The sequence below is a fragment of the Pseudomonas sp. PDM09 genome (assembly GCF_014852305.1).
Classification (GTDB): domain Bacteria; phylum Pseudomonadota; class Gammaproteobacteria; order Pseudomonadales; family Pseudomonadaceae; genus Aquipseudomonas.
This window is the reverse complement of sequence record NZ_JACVBI010000008.1, coordinates 94752-110640: the sequence shown is the minus strand read 5'-3', so window position 1 is coordinate 110640 and position 15889 is coordinate 94752. Positions and strand designations below refer to the sequence as shown.

Genomic DNA, 15889 nt, shown 5'->3' with positions numbered 1-15889 from the left:
TTGTCCCTTGAGGCCAATTGATTATTCAATGGAGTTGTTTTTATGGGCCCATGGCTCGATAGCGTGACCGGTTGGCTGACGGTCAATCCGCAGTGGTTGGCCGCGGCAGTGTTCATCGTGGCTTGCATTGAATGCCTGGCGATTGCCGGGCTGATCGTGCCCGGCACGGTCTTGTTGTTTACCGTCGCGGTGCTGGCCGGCAGTGGCGCGTTGTCATTGGGTGAAACGCTGCTACTGGGTTTCCTCGGCGGCGTGCTGGGTGACATCGTTTCGTACTTTTTAGGGCGCCATTTCCACCAGAACATCCGGCGTCTTCCGGGGTTGCGCCATCATCCGGAATGGATGGCCGGGGCCGAGGCGTATTTCCAGCGTTATGGCATTGCCAGTCTGTTGGTTGGACGCTTTATCGGCCCGCTGCGGCCGATGCTACCGATGGTTGCCGGGATGTGTGACATGCCCTTCCCGCGCTTCGCCGTCGTCAGCCTGTTGGCTGCCGCAGGCTGGAGTCTCGCCTATCTCCTGCCGGGCTGGGCCACCGGGGCAGCGATCCGCTTGCCATTGCCGGAAGGTTTCTGGCCTGAAGCCGGGATTGTCGCCGGCAGCATTGCGGTGATGGTCGGTCTGAGCGCAAACAGCAGCCTGCGCCGCCATCGCCGGGCGACCATCTGGATCAGCAGCATGAGCCTGTCGATCCTGATCGGCCTGTTCATTGGCTATCCGCACCTGACCGCCCTCGACCAAGGATTGATGACCCTGATACAGGAACACCGCAGCCCGCTGCTCGATGAAGTGGCCGTGGTGTTCACGCTGATCGGTGAATTGCGCAACATGTTTATGCTCAGCGCGCTGCTGACCGTCTTGCTGTTGCTGACACGACAATGGCGACACGCGCTTTTCGCCGGCGGCACTTTGCTTTTCACCGCGCTGGGCAACACCGCGACCAAGCACTTTTTCGCCCGTGTGCGCCCGGAAGTGCTGAGTGATCCACTGACCAGCTACAGCATGCCCAGCGGCCATGCCTCGGGCTCTTTCGCATTGTTCTTGACGCTCGCGGTGCTGGCCGGTCGCGGACAACCGCCGCGCATGCGCCTGACCTGGTTATTGGTGGGCTGCTTGCCGGCGCTGATGATTGCCTTGTCACGGGTGTACCTGGGCGCGCACTGGCCGACCGACGTGCTGGCCGGCGCGATGCTGGCGGCGTGCGTGTGCGCGGCCAGCCTTTGGCTGACTCAACGCCAGACTTCGCTCAACGCCATGCCGCCGAAAATCTGGTGGCTGGTACTGCCGTCGTTGGTGGCGTTGTTCGGTTTCTTTGTGTTGAGGCACATGCCGCATGCGATGTTGCGGTATGCGTATTGATGCCGTAACCCTGTAGCAGCTGCCGAACCTGCGAGGCTGCGTTCGAGGACGAAGTCCTCGCAAATCCTGCTTATGCGGTTTGCCTGAAAGACCGCGTTGTCTGGTTTTTACGACGGCTTCGCCGCCGAACGCAGCCTCGCAGGCTCGGCAGCTGCTACAGGTGCGATCTTTTAGCGGACGTCAGGCAAACAACTCACCCTGCAACTCATCCAGCAACGCCTGAATCGCATCCAGCCGCTGCTGCGGATCATCGAGTTGCAGCAGGTTTATCTTGTCCACCTCGGCAAACGGCAACAGGTACGCCAACTGGTTGGCCAGCGACTGCTGCCCCGTCGCTTCGGTGCCCATGTTCAGCGCTTCGACCATCGGATGTTCCGCCAAGGCCTTGAGCAGCGCGACCAGGTCGGCGTCTTCATCCTGTAGTGGTTGTTCGGGTTCATCTTTGAGCCATTCGACTTCGGCGACGATCAACTGGTCGCGCTGCACCTCGGTGCGCACCACATGAAAGCGTCGCCCGCCTTTCACCCGAATGCCCAGCAGGCCATTGTCTTGCTGATGGAAATCGGTGATCAGCGCCTCGCACCCTACCCGTGCGTAGCCTTCGGGGGCGATGCCGACTTCCTTGCCGTCGAGGATGCACACCACACCGAAACCGCCGCCCTGTTTCATGCAGCGACCGATCATGTCCAGGTAGCGCGCCTCGAAGATCTGCAAGTCGAGGATGCAGTCCGGAAACAGCACCGTGTTCAGCGGAAAAAGCGGCAGACTCATAGACATTTCCTTACACCACCATCGACACCGCCAACGGCAGGAACACCGCCGTGGCTACGCCCATCAGACTCATCGCCAGCGCCGCAAAGGCACCGCATTCTTCACTCTCCTGCAAGGCCACCGAGGTGCCGACCGCATGAGCGGTCATGCCCAGGGCCATGCCTCGAGCCTCTGGGCTGTGGACACCGAGACGGGTCAAAAGACTCGGCCCGAAGATCGCCCCGATTACCCCGGTAATCAACACGAACACCGCCGCCAGTGCCGCGACGCCACCAATCTGCTCCGCCACCAGCATGGCAATCGGCGAGGTGACCGATTTGGGTGCCATGGTCATCAGGATCATGTGTTCGGCGCCGAAGCCCCAGCCCAGCAACACACCCATGCCCGTGGCGACCACGCCGCCTATCACCAGCGTAGTAAATATCGGCCAGAACAACTGCCGGATCCGCCGCAGATTGAGGTACAGCGGCACCGCCAGCGCAACAGTGGCCGGCCCGAGCAAGATGCTGAGGATCTCGGTGCTCTTGCGATATTCGGCGTAGCTCAGGCCGCAACCCACCAGGACAACGATGACCAGCAACATGGAGACCAGAACCGGTTGCAGAAAAATCCAGCGGGTTTTCTCGTAGGCCGCCAGCACCAATTGATACGCGCCCAACGTAATGCCGATACCGAACAATGGATGATGAATCACCGCCGCCCAAGCGCCCTGCCAATCGAAAATCATTGGTCGTCCTCGCGATGCGCGTGACGCTTGACCAGGCGCTGCATCAATACGCCGGCGAAGGCCATCGATAGCAGCAGCGACAACACCAGCGCACCGGTGATCGCCCAGAAATCCGCGGCGATATCGGCGGCGTAAACCATCACGCCCACCGCTGGTGGCACCAGCAGCAACGGCAGATAACGCAGCAGGCTGCTGGCCGCGAGGTTCAGCGGCTCGCCGACTTGACCGCGAATAATCAGATATCCCAGCAGCAACAGCAGGCCAATGATCGGCCCCGGTAGTACCGGCAAAAACAAATGGTTGAGGGCGGTGCCGAGCAATTGAAAAAGCACCAGCCAGGTCAGGCCACGTAACAACATCCATTCTCTCCCACGCGTGCTCCCCACAAAGAAGGGACCCGGCATTATAAGCACGCCAACGCTATGAATCGGCATTCGCCAAAAGCATGGATAGTTGACCGGAGCAATTTGCCATGTTGATCTAAAGTGGTTCGCAGGGAGGTCAAATCCCCCCACTCGAAAACTATAAAACCGATGACCCAAGGAGAGTCTCAATGCCCTATGTTCCAGTTGCAGAGCTCAAAGATTATGTCGGCAAGGAACTCGGACGTTCCGAATGGCTCACCATCGACCAGGAACGCATCAACCTGTTCGCAGAAGCCACAGGTGATTATCAGTTCATCCATGTCGACCCGGTCAAAGCCGCGCAAACACCTTTTGGCAGCACCATCGCCCATGGTTTCCTGTCGTTGTCGCTGATCCCCAAACTGATGGAAGACATCCTCATCCTGCCCGAAGGCGCGAAGATGGTGGTCAACTATGGTTTGGACACTGTGCGTTTCATCCAGCCTGTGAAGGTCAATTCCAGGGTGCGACTCAAGGTTGACATGAACGAGGTCATCGAGAAAAAACCCGGCCAATGGCTGCTCAAGGCCACCGCCACGCTTGAAATCGAAGGGTCAGACAAACCGGCATATATCGCCGAGCCACTGTCCCTCTGCTTCGTGTAAAGCATCCCGGATGCGAAGCAGCTCACGCTGTTTCGCGCCGTGTCTGTGCCGTGTCTCTATAAATGCGACACATAGCTGCGGCATACTCGGTCGCCTAATTGCCCGGATCCCGCTATGCGCTCACTTGCACTCCTTGCTTTGACTCTATTGCTCACCGCTTGCGGCGATGGCGAATCGCTGTTGCCCCCTGATGCCCGCCTGCCGGATGGCGGACGCTATCGCGGTGATCTGGTCAATGGTTTGCTGCAAGGTGAAGGCCGCATCGATTACCCGAACGGCAGCTGGTACGCCGGCCAGTTCGACAAAGGCCAATGGCATGGCCAGGGCGAATGGCATGGCAGCAACGGCGAGGTCTATCGCGGGCAATTCCAGCAAGGGCTATTCGACGGCCAAGGCACGCTGACCACCACTGGCAGCAGCTACACCGGCGGTTTCAAGGCGGGTCGACGCGACGGTGAAGGCACCCTCAAAGAAAATGCCATGACCTACCGCGGCGAATTCAAGGCCGATCAATATTCAGGGCTCGGTCGTCTGGAACTCGCAGACGGCAGCCAGTACCAGGGTCAATTCGCCCATGGCAAACCCAACGGCGAAGGCCAGCGCAGCGATGCCAGCGGCAATCTGTTCACCGGGCATTTCGCCGACGGTCAGCTGGAAGGCAATGGCACCTTCAACAGCGCCGATGGCGATATCTATGTCGGCGGCTTCAAGAACAATCAACTGCACGGCAAGGGCCGCTACGAGAACGCCGATGGCGATGTCTGGCTCGGTCACTTCAAGGAAGGCGTGCTCAGCGGCAAGGGCGAGTTGATCGGCGCCGATGGCAGTCACTACATCGGTCACTTCAGCGACTGGCGTTTCACCGGTCAGGGTCGCTTGAACCTGGCCGATGGCAGTTTCTATATCGGCCAGTTCGACGGCGACAACTATCAGGGCCGAGGTACTTTGGTGCTGACCGATGGCACGGTGCAGAGCGGCACCTGGGTCAACAGTCAGCGCGTGCGCGACGCCGACGGCAAGCTGCTGCCCGACCCTCTCGAACTCGGCTTGTTGGCCCAAGGGCGCTTGCTCGACGATGCACTGGCCAACGTGCCGGCCTCAACCCCGGCGGTCGAACTGTACACCTTGACCCTCGGCGGCGATGGCAAGCAGAGCGTGTTCCTGCGCGAGTCCGACTACGTCGCCAACATGCTCGCCAGCCGTTTCGGCGCCTTCGGTCAGATCCGCCTGGTCAACCATCGCGATCACCTCGGCGACCGGCCGATGGCCACCCGGGAAAACCTGCGCCGCGCCGCCCAGACCCTGGCCGAACGCAGCGGCCCGGAAGACCTGCTGTTCATTTACCTGACCAGCCACGGCACCAGCGAACACGAACTGGTGCTCGACCAGCCACGCATGGAACTGGCCGACCTGCCCGCCGACGAACTCGCCGCCGTCCTCGCGCCCCTGAAAAAGCGCGACAAAATCATCGTGATTTCATCCTGTTATTCCGGCGGCTTCATTCCCGCTCTCAAGGACGAACGCACCCTGATCATGACCGCCTCGCGCGCCGATCGAGTGTCCTTTGGGTGTTCGGAAGAAGCCAACTTCACGTACTTCGGCGACGCGCTGTTCGCCCAGGCGCTGAACCAGACCGACGATCTGGAGCAAGCCTTCAAACTGGCCAGTGCCACCGTGGCCGAGCGCGAACTGGCCGACAGCTTCGAAGCTTCCGAGCCACAGATCTGGGCGCCGAAAACCGTTCTCAGCCACTGGCAGCTGTTGCGCAAACAACAGGCACGAAAGGCACTGCAAAGTGTCTCTATCAGCAAGGATGAAAAGAGCAACTAAGCTGAATAGTATCAAGGGGGAATGACTATGTACTTGACGCCTCAGCATGTATTGCTTGCCGGAGCTACCGGGTTAACCGGTGAACATTTGCTTGACCGTCTACTCAACGAGCCAACGATTACACGGGTATTAGCCCCCTCACGCCGGCCACTGGCCGAGCATCCTCACCTGGAAAACCCGGTCGGCGACCCGGCGGTGTTTTTGCCGCAATTGAACGGTCGCGTCGACATTGCCTACTGCTGCCTCGGCACCACGATCAAGCAGGCCGGCTCCGAGGAAGCGTTTCGCGCGGTGGACCTGGACATGGTCGTAACCTTCGCCAAACGTGCGCGGGAAATGGGCGCACGGCACTTGATCGTGATCAGCGCCTTGGGTGCCGATCGCAGATCCTCGATTTTCTACAACCGGGTCAAAGGCGAGATGGAACACGCATTGCGCGCGCAGAATTGGCCGCAGCTGACCATTTGCCGGCCTTCGCTGTTGTTGGGCGATCGCGTCGAGCCGCGACTGGCCGAGCGGGTTGCCGGCCCATTGTCGAAATTGATTCCGGGCAAATACCACGGCATCGAAGCCTGCCAACTGGCCCGCGCCATGTGGCGCCTGGCGCTGGAAGAGCAGGATGGCGTGCGGATTGTCGAGTCGGATGAGTTGCGCAAGTTGGGAAAATAATTCAGCGGCGCCCAAACGGACGCCTTCGCGAGCAAGCCCGCTCCCACATTGGATTTGTGAATGACACAGATCAAATGTGGGAGCGGGCTTGCTCGCGAAGGGCGCAACATCGATTCAACGCCGAGCGCTACAAACCACCGGTCGCTTGAAAACTCACGCCAATCACCGTCAACAACGACAGCGGCAACAGCAGCGTGTCGAGCAACGCACTGGCCGGCAGGTCAACACCCGGATAACTCGGCGCTTCGGCGCCAAATCGGTCCATGGCGCAGCAACCGCCGTTCATCGCATACAAATCCAGACGCGTCCCCGAATACACCACCGGCGCTCCAGGCTTGGCGGCATCGAGGGTGCGCGCGGTGGCGCAGCCCGCCAATTGCAAAGCCAACAGGATGATCAGCAGCTTATTCATCGCTGCTCAAATGGTGTTCGCCCCAACGCGGCAGCATGTCTTGCGGGATATTCAAACAGTTGAGAATTCGCGCCACGACGAAGTCGATCAAGTCATCGATAGTCTGCGGCTGGTGATAGAAGCCCGGCGACGCCGGCAAAATCGTCACGCCCATGTTCGACAGCTTGAGCATGTTCTCCAGATGAATGCTCGAATACGGCGCCTCGCGGGGCACCAGAATCAGCTGGCGGCGCTCCTTCAAGGTCACGTCGGCAGCCCGCTCGATCAAGTTGTTGCAGGCGCCGGTCGCGATAGCTGACAAGGTCCCGGTGGAACACGGCACCACCACCATCGCCGCTGGCGAGCCAGAGCCCGACGCCACTGGCGACATCCAGTCTTCCTTGCCATACACCCGAATCTGCCCGGCGGCGGCGCCGGTGTATTCCGTGAGGAAGGCTTGCATCATCTGTGGTTTGGACGGCAGCGAGACATCGGTCTCGGTGGCCATCACCAGTTGCGCTGCCTTGGAAATCAGGAAGTGTACCTCGCGGTCTTCACGCACCAGGCAGTCGAGCAGGCGCAAGCCGTACTGGGCGCCCGAAGCGCCGGTCATCGCCAGCGTGATGCGTTCCGGGCCGTTGTTCATTGCAACGCCTCGGCGAGTTTGCCGTGCAGGCCGCCGAAGCCGCCGTTGCTCATGATCACCACATGAGTACCGGGCTGAGCCTGGCTCTTCACGCGCTCGATGATGCCTTCCAGCGAATCGCTGACGATCGACGGCACAGTGCACAACGCCGCAGTGGCGCCCAGATCCCAACCGAGGTTGGCCGGGGAATACCAGATCACCTGATCGGCATCGACCACACTTTCCGGCAAGCCATCACGGTGCGCGCCAAGCTTCATGGAGTTGGAGCGCGGCTCGATGATCGCGATCAGCGGCGCATCGCCAATGCGTTTGCGCAGACCGTCGAGGGTGGTGGCGATGGCGGTCGGGTGGTGAGCAAAGTCGTCGTAAATGGTGATGCCACGCACTTCCGCGACCTTTTCCATCCGCCGCTTCACGCTTTTGAACGCGCTCAGTGCAGCGATACCCATCGACGGCACGACGCCGACATGACGTGCGGCGGCCAAGGTGGCCAAGGCGTTGGCGACGTTATGCTGACCGGTCATGTCCCACTCGACCACGCCTTGAACGGCGCCTTCGAACATCACTTCGAATTTCGAGCCGTCTTCACTGAGCAGTTTGACTTGCCACTGACCGCCGGCACCGGTGGTTTGCACCGGGGTCCAGCAGCCCATTTCGATAACCCGCAGCAATGCCGGTTCGGTGGTCGGATGGATCACCAGGCCTTCGCTTGGAATGGTCCGCACCAAATGGTGGAACTGCCGCTCGATGGCCGGCAGATCGGGGAAGATGTCAGCGTGATCAAACTCAAGATTGTTCAGGATCGCCGTGCGCGGACGGTAGTGAACGAATTTCGAGCGCTTGTCGAAAAATGCGCTGTCGTATTCGTCGGCTTCAATGACGAAGAATGGCGTATCACCCAGACGCGCCGACACCGAGAAATTCTGCGGCACGCCGCCGATCAGGAAACCCGGGCTCATGCCGGCGTGCTCCAGGACCCAGGCAAGCATGCTGCTGGTGGTGGTTTTGCCGTGAGTGCCGGCGACGGCCAGCACCCAGCGGCCTTGCAACACGTGATCGGCCAGCCATTGCGGGCCGGAGACGTACGGCAGGCCTTTGTTCAGCACGTATTCGACGGCCGGGTTGCCGCGGGACATGGCATTGCCGATCACCACCAGGTCCGGGGCCGGATCGAGCTGCGCCGGGTCGTAACCTTGGGTCAACTCAATGCCCTGGGCTTGCAGCTGAGTGCTCATTGGCGGATAGACGTTGGCATCGGAGCCCGTCACATGATGGCCCAGCTCTTTGGCCAGAACCGCCATCGAACCCATGAAAGTGCCGCAGATACCAAGAATATGAATGTGCATAGTCGACCTCGTAAAACATGGCCGCAGGTTAGCGTAGGGAGGGGAAATTCGCACTCAGAGTTTGAAATCACCGCAGAACCTGTAGGAGCGAGGCTTGCCCGCGAAGGCGTCCTCGCGTACGCCAAAAGCTTCGCGGGCAAGCCTCGCTCCTACAAAGTCAGGATCCGGTGTATCTAGCGGGCGATACCGTGTTTGCGCAGCTTTCTGTAGAGGGTATTGCGGCTCACGCCCAGCTGTTCGGCGGTGTGCGTCATATGCCAGCGCTGCTGTTCCAGCACCGTCAGCAATGCCAACCGCTCGGCATCGTCCAGCGGATACTCGGAAGGTTCTTCAACCGCCGACGCCGTCACCGGTCGGGCCTGGCGAATCGTCGCCGGCAAATCCTCCAGCCCGATCCGCCCGCCGTCACACAACGCTGCCAGGGTCCGCAGCACATTGCGCAGCTGCCGCACGTTCCCCGGCCAGGCAAAATCCAGCAAGGCCTGCCGCGCCGGGGCATCAATCAGCACCGTCTCCCCGCCCGCTTCTTCGGCCAGCAAAAAGTCGAGCAACTGTGATTTGTCAGCGCGCTCACGCAGCGCCGGCAATGCGACCTCCAATCCATTGAGCCGGTAATACAAATCCTCGCGAAAACTGCCGTCCTGCACCCGTTCAAGCAGATTGCGGTGGGTGGCGCTGATGATCCGTACATTGACAGGTTCCGGCTCACCGCCAATCGGCACCACCTGACGGTCTTCCAGCACCCTTAATAGCCGGGTCTGCATGCTCAGCGGCATGTCACCGATTTCATCGAGGAACAACGTCCCGCCATCGGCCTGCTGCAGCTTGCCGCGCATGCCTTCCTTGCGGGCACCGGTGAAGCTGCCGCCGCGATAGCCGAACAGTTCGCTCTCGATCAGGCTTTCGGGGATCGCCGCGCAATTGAGGGCAACGAACGATTTTGCTGCCCGTTGACTGGCCTGATGCACGGCTTTGGCGAAAGCTTCCTTGCCTGAGCCGGTTTCGCCATTGATCAGCAACGGCACGTCCCGTTCAAACACGCGCAAGGCCTTGCGGAAATCCTCCTGCAACGCGGCATCGCCCAGGCAAATGCCTGACAAGCGCGGACGCTCGGCGACCATCGGGCTTTGCACCACCGGCACCGGAATACTGCGCGGCTGCCCGCGCAATACGGCAAACAACCGCCGCCCGTCACGGGTGCGCAATGGCCAACTGGCGCTGGCATTGGCGCTCGCACGGCCAAGCAACTCATCCAGCGAGCAGTCGAAAAACGCCTCCACCGGTTTGCCCAACAGCCCACCACGAATATGCCCCAGCAAATTCAGCGCACTCTGGTTGACCGCACTGATCCGCCCTTCCCCATCGAACGCCAGCAACCCTTCGCTGAACAGCCCGACGGATTCGGCCTGCAGGTGAAAACGCAGCAACCATTGATTGTCGAAGTAACGCAGGAAATAGCAGCTCTCGATCATCTTCGCCGACAGATTGACCAGGGCCATGGTGTGGAACTGGCTCTGACGCGAAACCTCGTGACGCGCCGAAGACACGTCGAGCACCGCCAGCAGCTCGCCGTGCGGATCGAACACCGGGCTCGCCGAGCAGGTCAGGCCGGTGTGACGCCCCCGAAAATGTTCGTCTTGATGGATGGTCAGGGATTGGCGCTCCACCAGGCAGGTGCCAATGCCGTTGGTGCCTTCGCAGGCTTCGCTCCAGTCGGCGCCAAGCCAAAGGCCGGCGCGCTCGAAAATCTTCCGTTCGGTGGGCGCGGTGACGCAGTTGAGGATCACCCCGCGAGCATCGGTCAGCAGCACCGCGTGGCCAGCGCCGGAAAGTTGCTGGTGGAGGCTGGTCATTTCGGTGCCGGCGATCTGCAGCACTTGCTGCAAACGTTCGCGGCTTTCCAGCACACGACCATGCTCCAGCACCGTCGGCGCCATGGTCAGGGCCGGGTCGAGGTGATAATCCTCAAGACAACGCAGCCAGGAACGGGCGATGGACGGATCGCTGCCGGGACCGTGCAGGTGGGATTTGCCTTGGGTCACGGTCAGCACTTGCTGGGCATGGCGACTCAAATGGTTATCGTGCATTTCTTATTATTCTCCCCGAGCGGTTTACACCCCCTGTTGTGCCGAGCATCCTCCAGCGTGACGTGTATTGCAATGCTGGCGAGCCCGTCCCGTCACACGTTGCGCCAGAAGCGGTACAAAGTGTCACAGGGACCGTACCGAAACCGTCACAGCCAGAGTCCACCGGTCCGACAAAAACTGCGCAAGGCCTTGATTTACCTGACCTGCAACGCAGTGGCCCGACCTTTGCTCTACGCTTAATGCAGCGCTTTAGCGCGTCCTCCCTTATAAGCACAAAAGCCAAGGAGAAACCCATCATGCGTTACGCTCACCCCGGTACTGAAGGCGCTATCGTTTCGTTCAAGAGCAAATACGGTAACTACATCGGCGGCGAGTTCGTCGCGCCTGTCAAAGGTCAGTACTTCACCAATACCTCGCCGGTCAACGGCCAACCTATTGCCGAATTCCCACGCTCCAGCGCCGAAGACATCGAAAAGGCCCTGGACGCTGCCCATGCCGCCGCCGATGCCTGGGGCGCCACGTCCGCCCAGGCACGCTCGCTGGTCCTGCTGAAAATCGCCGATCGCATCGAACAGAACCTGGAGGTGCTGGCGATCACCGAATCCTGGGACAACGGCAAGGCCGTTCGCGAAACCCTCAACGCCGACATCCCGCTGGCCGCCGACCATTTCCGCTACTTCGCCGGTTGCATCCGCGCCCAGGAAGGCAGCGCCGCCGAGATCGACGGCAACACCGTGGCCTATCACATCCATGAACCTCTGGGCGTGGTCGGGCAGATCATTCCGTGGAACTTCCCGATCCTGATGGCCGCCTGGAAACTTGCCCCGGCCCTCGCCGCCGGTAACTGCGTGGTCCTTAAACCGGCTGAGCAAACCCCGCTGGGCATCACCGTGCTGATGGAACTGATCGGCGACCTGCTGCCACCCGGCGTGCTCAACGTGGTGCAAGGCTTCGGCAAAGAAGCCGGGGAAGCCCTGGCCACCAGCAAGCGCATCGCCAAGATCGCTTTCACCGGTTCGACCCCGGTCGGCTCGCACATCATGAAATGCGCCGCCGAAAACATCATTCCGTCCACCGTGGAGCTGGGTGGCAAGTCGCCGAACATCTTCTTCGAAGACATCATGAGAGCTGAGCCAAGCTTCATCGAAAAAGCTGCCGAAGGCCTGGTGCTGGCATTCTTCAACCAAGGCGAAGTCTGCACCTGCCCGTCCCGCGCCTTGGTGCAAGAGTCGATCTACGACGAGTTCATGAAAGTGGTCATGAACAAAGTCCTGCAAATCAAACGTGGCGACCCGCTGGACACCGACACCATGGTCGGCGCCCAGGCATCCGAGCAGCAATTCGACAAAATCCTTTCGTACCTGGAAATCGCCAAGGGCGAAGGCGCCGAGTTGTTGACCGGCGGCAAAGTGGAAAAACTCGAGGGCAGCCTGGCGACCGGGTATTACATCCAGCCGACCCTGCTCAAGGGCACCAACAAAATGCGCGTATTCCAGGAAGAAATCTTTGGCCCGGTGGTGAGCATCACCACCTTCAAGGACGAAGCCGAAGCCCTGGCCATCGCCAACGACACCGAGTTCGGCCTGGGCGCCGGCCTCTGGACCCGCGACATCAACCGCGCCTACCGCATGGGCCGCGCCATCAAGGCCGGTCGTGTGTGGACCAACTGCTATCACCTGTACCCGGCTCACGCCGCGTTCGGTGGTTACAAAAAGTCCGGCGTCGGCCGTGAAACCCACAAAATGATGCTCGATCACTATCAGCAGACCAAAAACCTGCTGGTGAGCTACGACATCAATCCGTTGGGCTTCTTCTAAAAACCGGAGGCGATACAGGTAGTTCTGTATCGCCCTTCGAACCGCCTTCGCGAGCAAGCCCGCTCCCACATAGGATTTCCGGCGTGCCCACTATCAGGCACACCACCCCCCCAATGTGGGAGCGGGCTTGCTCGCGAAGACGCCCTCAATGACACACCAATTATCGCCCTGATGCTCTGGCACGGGCTTTGCGTGCCCGAATTACACGAAAACGCCATACCCGAAAGTCCAACAGATCAAACAATAAAAAAGACAGAGAGGACTTATGACTTCTACTACACAGCTCAAACCCACACTCGGCACCCTGCACCTATGGGGCATTGCCGTCGGCCTGGTGATTTCCGGCGAGTACTTCGGCTGGAGTTACGGCTGGGGCACCGCAGGGACCCTGGGTTTTCTCGTCACCGCCCTGATGGTGGCGACGATGTACACCTGCTTTATCTTCAGTTTCACCGAATTGACCACCGCCATTCCCCACGCTGGCGGGCCGTTTGCCTATAGCCGCCGGGCCTTCGGCGAAAAAGGCGGACTGATCGCCGGCATTGCGACCCTGATCGAATTCGTCTTTGCGCCACCGGCAATTGCCATGGCTATCGGCGCCTACCTCAACGTGCAATACCCGGAACTGGACCCGAAGATCGCCGCTGTTGGTGCCTATTTCGTGTTCATGGGCTTGAATATCCTCGGCGTGAGCATCGCTGCCACGTTCGAATTGGTGGTCACCGTGCTGGCGGTCGCCGAGTTGCTGGTGTTCATGGGCGTGGTCGCACCGGGCTTCAGCTTCAGCAATTTCGTGCTCAATGGTTGGTCGGGTTCCAACGAATTCACCATGGCCTCGATTCCCGGCATCTTTGCGGCAATTCCTTTCGCGATCTGGTTCTTTCTCGCCATCGAAGGCGCCGCCATGGCCGCCGAGGAAGCCAAGGACCCGAAACGCACGATTCCCAGGGCTTACGTCAGTGGCATTCTGACCCTGGTGTTCCTGGCCATCGGCGTCATGGTGATGGCGGGCGGTGTCGGCGACTGGCGCCAACTGTCGAACATCAACGATCCGCTGCCTCAGGCGATGAAAGCCGTGGTCGGCAATAATTCGACCTGGATGCACATGCTGGTCTGGATCGGCCTGTTCGGCCTGGTGGCGAGTTTCCACGGGATCATCCTCGGCTACTCGCGACAGTTCTTCGCCCTGGCTCGCGCCGGTTACCTGCCCAAAGGGCTGGCCAAACTCTCGCGCTTCCAGACGCCGCACCGGGCGATTCTGGCGGGCGGCGTGATCGGCATCGCGGCAATCTACAGCGACGGCCTGGTCAACCTGCAGGGCATGACGCTGACGGCGGCAATGATCACCATGTCGGTATTCGGCGCCATCGTGATGTACATCATCAGTATGCTGAGCCTGTTCAAATTGCGTAAAACCGAGCCGAACCTGGAACGCACCTTCCGCGCACCGGGTTACCCGATCGTGCCGGGGATCGCGCTGTTTCTGGCCGTGGTGTGCCTGGTTGCGATGGCGTGGTTCAACACCTTGATCGGGTGTGTGTTCCTCGGGTTCATGGCGGCCGGTTACCTGTATTTCCAACTGACGGCCAAGCAGCGTTCCGATGCGCCGGCGGATGCAATGCTCGAAGGCGTCTGAGTTGCACCGGCGCCGGGCTGATTCCCGGCGCCTGCCATATTGAAGTGCACAGAGATCCAATGTGGGAGCGGGCTTGCTCGCGAATGCGGTCTGACATTCAACATGTGTGGTGGATGACACTCCGCCTTCGCGAGCAAGCCCGCTCCCACAGGGGCTCGGCGGTGCATTTGAGTTATTTACTGAATCAGGAGGACACCGCCCCATGGCCGTATTTGCCCATACCGTCGGCGCCCAGACCTACCGCTTCGACAGTCTCAAAGACGTCATGGCCAAAGCCAGCCCGGCGCGCTCGGGGGACTTTCTGGCCGGCGTTGCCGCCCTCAACGATGGTGAGCGGGTGGCCGCGCAGATGGCCCTGGCTGACATCCCGCTGACTCACTTCCTGCAGGAAGTACTGATTCCTTACGAGGCCGATGAAGTCACCCGGCTGATCATCGACACCCACGACAAGCAGGCTTTTAAAGCGGTCAGCCACCTCACTGTCGGTGGCTTACGCGATTGGCTGCTCAGCGACGCCGCCGACGAACAGAGCCTGCGTGCCCTCGCCCCGGGCCTGACCCCGGAAATGGCCGCTGCCGTGTCGAAGATCATGCGCGTGCAAGACCTGGTACTGGTGGCGCAGAAAATCCGCGTGGTCACGAAATTCCGCGGCACTCTGGGCCTGCGCGGCCGACTCTCGACGCGCCTGCAACCCAATCACCCCACCGACGAACCGGCCGGCATCGCCGCGAGCATTCTCGACGGCTTGCTGTACGGTAACGGTGACGCGATGATCGGTATCAACCCGGCCACCGACAGCATCGCTTCGATCTGCGCCATGCTGGAAATGCTCGATGCGATCATCCAGCGTTACGAAATTCCTACACAGGCCTGCGTGCTGACCCACGTCACCACCTCCATCGAGGCGGTGAATCGCGGCGTTCCGCTGGACCTGGTATTTCAGTCGATCGCCGGCACTGAAGCGGCCAACGCCAGTTTCGGTATCAACCTCAACGTCTTGCAGGAAGGCTATGACGCGGGCTTGAGCCTGAATCGCGGCACGTTGGGCCAGAATCTGATGTATTTCGAGACTGGCCAGGGCAGCGCCTTGTCGGCCAACGCCCATCATGGCATCGATCAACAGACCTGCGAAACCCGCGCCTATGCTGTGGCACGCCATTTCAAACCGTTTCTGGTGAACACCGTCGTAGGCTTCATCGGCCCCGAATACCTCTACAACGGCAAACAGATCATCCGCGCCGGCCTCGAAGACCATTTCTGCGGCAAGTTGCTGGGCGTGCCCATGGGTTGCGACATCTGTTACACCAATCACGCCGAGGCCGATCAGGACGACATGGACACCCTGCTGACCCTGCTGGGCGTGGCCGGGATCAACTTCATCATGGGCATCCCCGGCTCTGACGACATCATGCTCAATTACCAGACCACGTCGTTCCACGACGCCCTCTACGCCCGCAAAACCCTGGGCCTGAAACCGGCGCCGGAGTTTGAACTGTGGCTGGCGAACATGGGCATTTTCACCCAGGCAGACGGCCAAATTCACTTCGGCGACAACCTCCCGCCGGCCTTCCGCCAAGCCATGGCGCAACTGGGATGAGTAT

General features: G+C 60.5%; 14 protein-coding genes. 7 read left to right on the top strand and 7 right to left on the bottom strand.

Going from position 1 to position 15889, the window contains the following annotated elements; translation table 11 throughout:
• Positions 1-42 precede the first annotated feature (42 nt).
• The gene (locus IB250_RS19810; protein ID WP_192345311.1) at positions 43-1359 is read left to right on the top strand and encodes a bifunctional DedA family/phosphatase PAP2 family protein; all 1317 of its coding nucleotides are present in this window, start codon (positions 43-45) and stop codon (positions 1357-1359) included.
• Between the two features lie 180 nt (positions 1360-1539).
• Here IB250_RS19810 and IB250_RS19805 read toward each other — a convergent pair whose 3' ends face one another.
• Genes IB250_RS19805 through IB250_RS19795 form a run of 3 tightly spaced genes read right to left on the bottom strand, consistent with a single transcriptional unit; the run spans position 1540 to position 3216 of the window.
• Positions 1540-2130, bottom strand: coding sequence for an LON peptidase substrate-binding domain-containing protein (locus IB250_RS19805; protein WP_192345310.1), 591 nt, complete (start codon positions 2128-2130; stop codon positions 1540-1542).
• Positions 2131-2140: 10 nt separating this feature from the next.
• Positions 2141-2857, bottom strand: a complete 717-nt coding sequence (locus IB250_RS19800; protein WP_123498540.1) for an LrgB family protein — start codon at positions 2855-2857, stop codon at positions 2141-2143.
• Positions 2854-3216: a CidA/LrgA family protein gene (locus IB250_RS19795; protein WP_008070142.1), complete on the bottom strand. Its 363-nt coding sequence runs from the start codon at positions 3214-3216 to the stop codon at positions 2854-2856. The genes IB250_RS19800 and IB250_RS19795 overlap by 4 nt, the downstream gene beginning before the upstream one ends.
• 194 nt (positions 3217-3410) lie before the next feature.
• Here IB250_RS19795 and IB250_RS19790 point away from each other — a divergent pair, with 194 nt between their 5' ends.
• From IB250_RS19790 to IB250_RS19780, 3 genes are all read left to right on the top strand, one after another.
• Positions 3411-3866 (top strand): MaoC family dehydratase, encoded by a 456-nt coding sequence (locus IB250_RS19790; RefSeq protein WP_123367685.1) that lies wholly within the window; start codon positions 3411-3413, stop codon positions 3864-3866.
• A 114-nt stretch (positions 3867-3980) separates the two neighbouring features.
• Positions 3981-5696: a C13 family peptidase gene (locus tag IB250_RS19785; protein ID WP_192345309.1), complete on the top strand. Its 1716-nt coding sequence runs from the start codon at positions 3981-3983 to the stop codon at positions 5694-5696.
• A gap of 27 nt (positions 5697-5723) precedes the next feature.
• Positions 5724-6365, top strand: coding sequence for an oxidoreductase (locus tag IB250_RS19780; protein ID WP_192345308.1), 642 nt, complete (start codon positions 5724-5726; stop codon positions 6363-6365).
• A gap of 127 nt (positions 6366-6492) precedes the next feature.
• Here the strand turns inward: IB250_RS19780 and IB250_RS19775 are convergent, their stop codons facing one another.
• From IB250_RS19775 to IB250_RS19760, 4 genes are all read right to left on the bottom strand, one after another.
• The gene (locus IB250_RS19775; protein WP_008009029.1) at positions 6493-6777 is read right to left on the bottom strand and encodes a YceK/YidQ family lipoprotein; all 285 of its coding nucleotides are present in this window, start codon (positions 6775-6777) and stop codon (positions 6493-6495) included.
• Positions 6770-7402 carry a flavin prenyltransferase UbiX gene (gene ubiX, locus IB250_RS19770; protein ID WP_007894343.1) on the bottom strand — a complete coding sequence of 211 codons (633 nt, stop codon included), beginning with the start codon at positions 7400-7402 and terminating at the stop codon, positions 6770-6772. Before ubiX ends, IB250_RS19775 begins: the two co-directional genes overlap by 8 nt.
• Positions 7399-8748, bottom strand: a complete 1350-nt coding sequence (mpl, locus tag IB250_RS19765) for a UDP-N-acetylmuramate:L-alanyl-gamma-D-glutamyl-meso-diaminopimelate ligase (protein ID WP_008009026.1) — start codon at positions 8746-8748, stop codon at positions 7399-7401. Before mpl ends, ubiX begins: the two co-directional genes overlap by 4 nt.
• 173 nt (positions 8749-8921) lie before the next feature.
• On the bottom strand, positions 8922-10835 hold the full coding sequence (locus IB250_RS19760) for a sigma-54-dependent Fis family transcriptional regulator (protein WP_192345307.1): 1914 nt from the start codon (positions 10833-10835) through the stop codon (positions 8922-8924).
• A 296-nt stretch (positions 10836-11131) separates the two neighbouring features.
• On the opposite strand from IB250_RS19760, the gene IB250_RS19755 reads away from it, so the two are divergent.
• From IB250_RS19755 to IB250_RS19745, 3 genes are all read left to right on the top strand, one after another.
• Positions 11132-12652: an aldehyde dehydrogenase family protein gene (locus tag IB250_RS19755; RefSeq protein ID WP_192345306.1), complete on the top strand. Its 1521-nt coding sequence runs from the start codon at positions 11132-11134 to the stop codon at positions 12650-12652.
• 265 nt (positions 12653-12917) lie between these two features.
• A complete protein-coding gene (eat, locus tag IB250_RS19750; protein WP_192345305.1) occupies positions 12918-14288 on the top strand; it encodes an ethanolamine permease in 1371 nt (456 codons plus the stop codon).
• Positions 14289-14490: 202 nt separating this feature from the next.
• A complete protein-coding gene (locus IB250_RS19745) occupies positions 14491-15885 on the top strand; it encodes an ethanolamine ammonia-lyase subunit EutB (RefSeq protein ID WP_192345304.1) in 1395 nt (464 codons plus the stop codon).
• Positions 15886-15889 lie beyond the last annotated feature (4 nt).

What these genes read in the sequence shown, in the direction of transcription:
- eat (WP_192345305.1), top strand. Translation starts at nt 12,918, where the DNA reads ATGACTTCTACTACACAGCTCAAACCCACACTCGGCACCCTGCACCTA.
- IB250_RS19800 (WP_123498540.1), bottom strand. Translation starts at nt 2,857, where the DNA reads ATGATTTTCGATTGGCAGGGCGCTTGGGCGGCGGTGATTCATCATCCA.
- IB250_RS19795 (WP_008070142.1), bottom strand. Translation starts at nt 3,216, where the DNA reads ATGTTGTTACGTGGCCTGACCTGGCTGGTGCTTTTTCAATTGCTCGGC.
- IB250_RS19785 (WP_192345309.1), top strand. Translation starts at nt 3,981, where the DNA reads ATGCGCTCACTTGCACTCCTTGCTTTGACTCTATTGCTCACCGCTTGC.
- IB250_RS19780 (WP_192345308.1), top strand. Translation starts at nt 5,724, where the DNA reads ATGTACTTGACGCCTCAGCATGTATTGCTTGCCGGAGCTACCGGGTTA.
- IB250_RS19775 (WP_008009029.1), bottom strand. Translation starts at nt 6,777, where the DNA reads ATGAATAAGCTGCTGATCATCCTGTTGGCTTTGCAATTGGCGGGCTGC.
- IB250_RS19755 (WP_192345306.1), top strand. Translation starts at nt 11,132, where the DNA reads ATGCGTTACGCTCACCCCGGTACTGAAGGCGCTATCGTTTCGTTCAAG.
- IB250_RS19760 (WP_192345307.1), bottom strand. Translation starts at nt 10,835, where the DNA reads ATGCACGATAACCATTTGAGTCGCCATGCCCAGCAAGTGCTGACCGTG.
- IB250_RS19790 (WP_123367685.1), top strand. Translation starts at nt 3,411, where the DNA reads ATGCCCTATGTTCCAGTTGCAGAGCTCAAAGATTATGTCGGCAAGGAA.
- IB250_RS19805 (WP_192345310.1), bottom strand. Translation starts at nt 2,130, where the DNA reads ATGAGTCTGCCGCTTTTTCCGCTGAACACGGTGCTGTTTCCGGACTGC.
- IB250_RS19745 (WP_192345304.1), top strand. Translation starts at nt 14,491, where the DNA reads ATGGCCGTATTTGCCCATACCGTCGGCGCCCAGACCTACCGCTTCGAC.
- ubiX (WP_007894343.1), bottom strand. Translation starts at nt 7,402, where the DNA reads ATGAACAACGGCCCGGAACGCATCACGCTGGCGATGACCGGCGCTTCG.
- IB250_RS19810 (WP_192345311.1), top strand. Translation starts at nt 43, where the DNA reads ATGGGCCCATGGCTCGATAGCGTGACCGGTTGGCTGACGGTCAATCCG.
- mpl (WP_008009026.1), bottom strand. Translation starts at nt 8,748, where the DNA reads ATGCACATTCATATTCTTGGTATCTGCGGCACTTTCATGGGTTCGATG.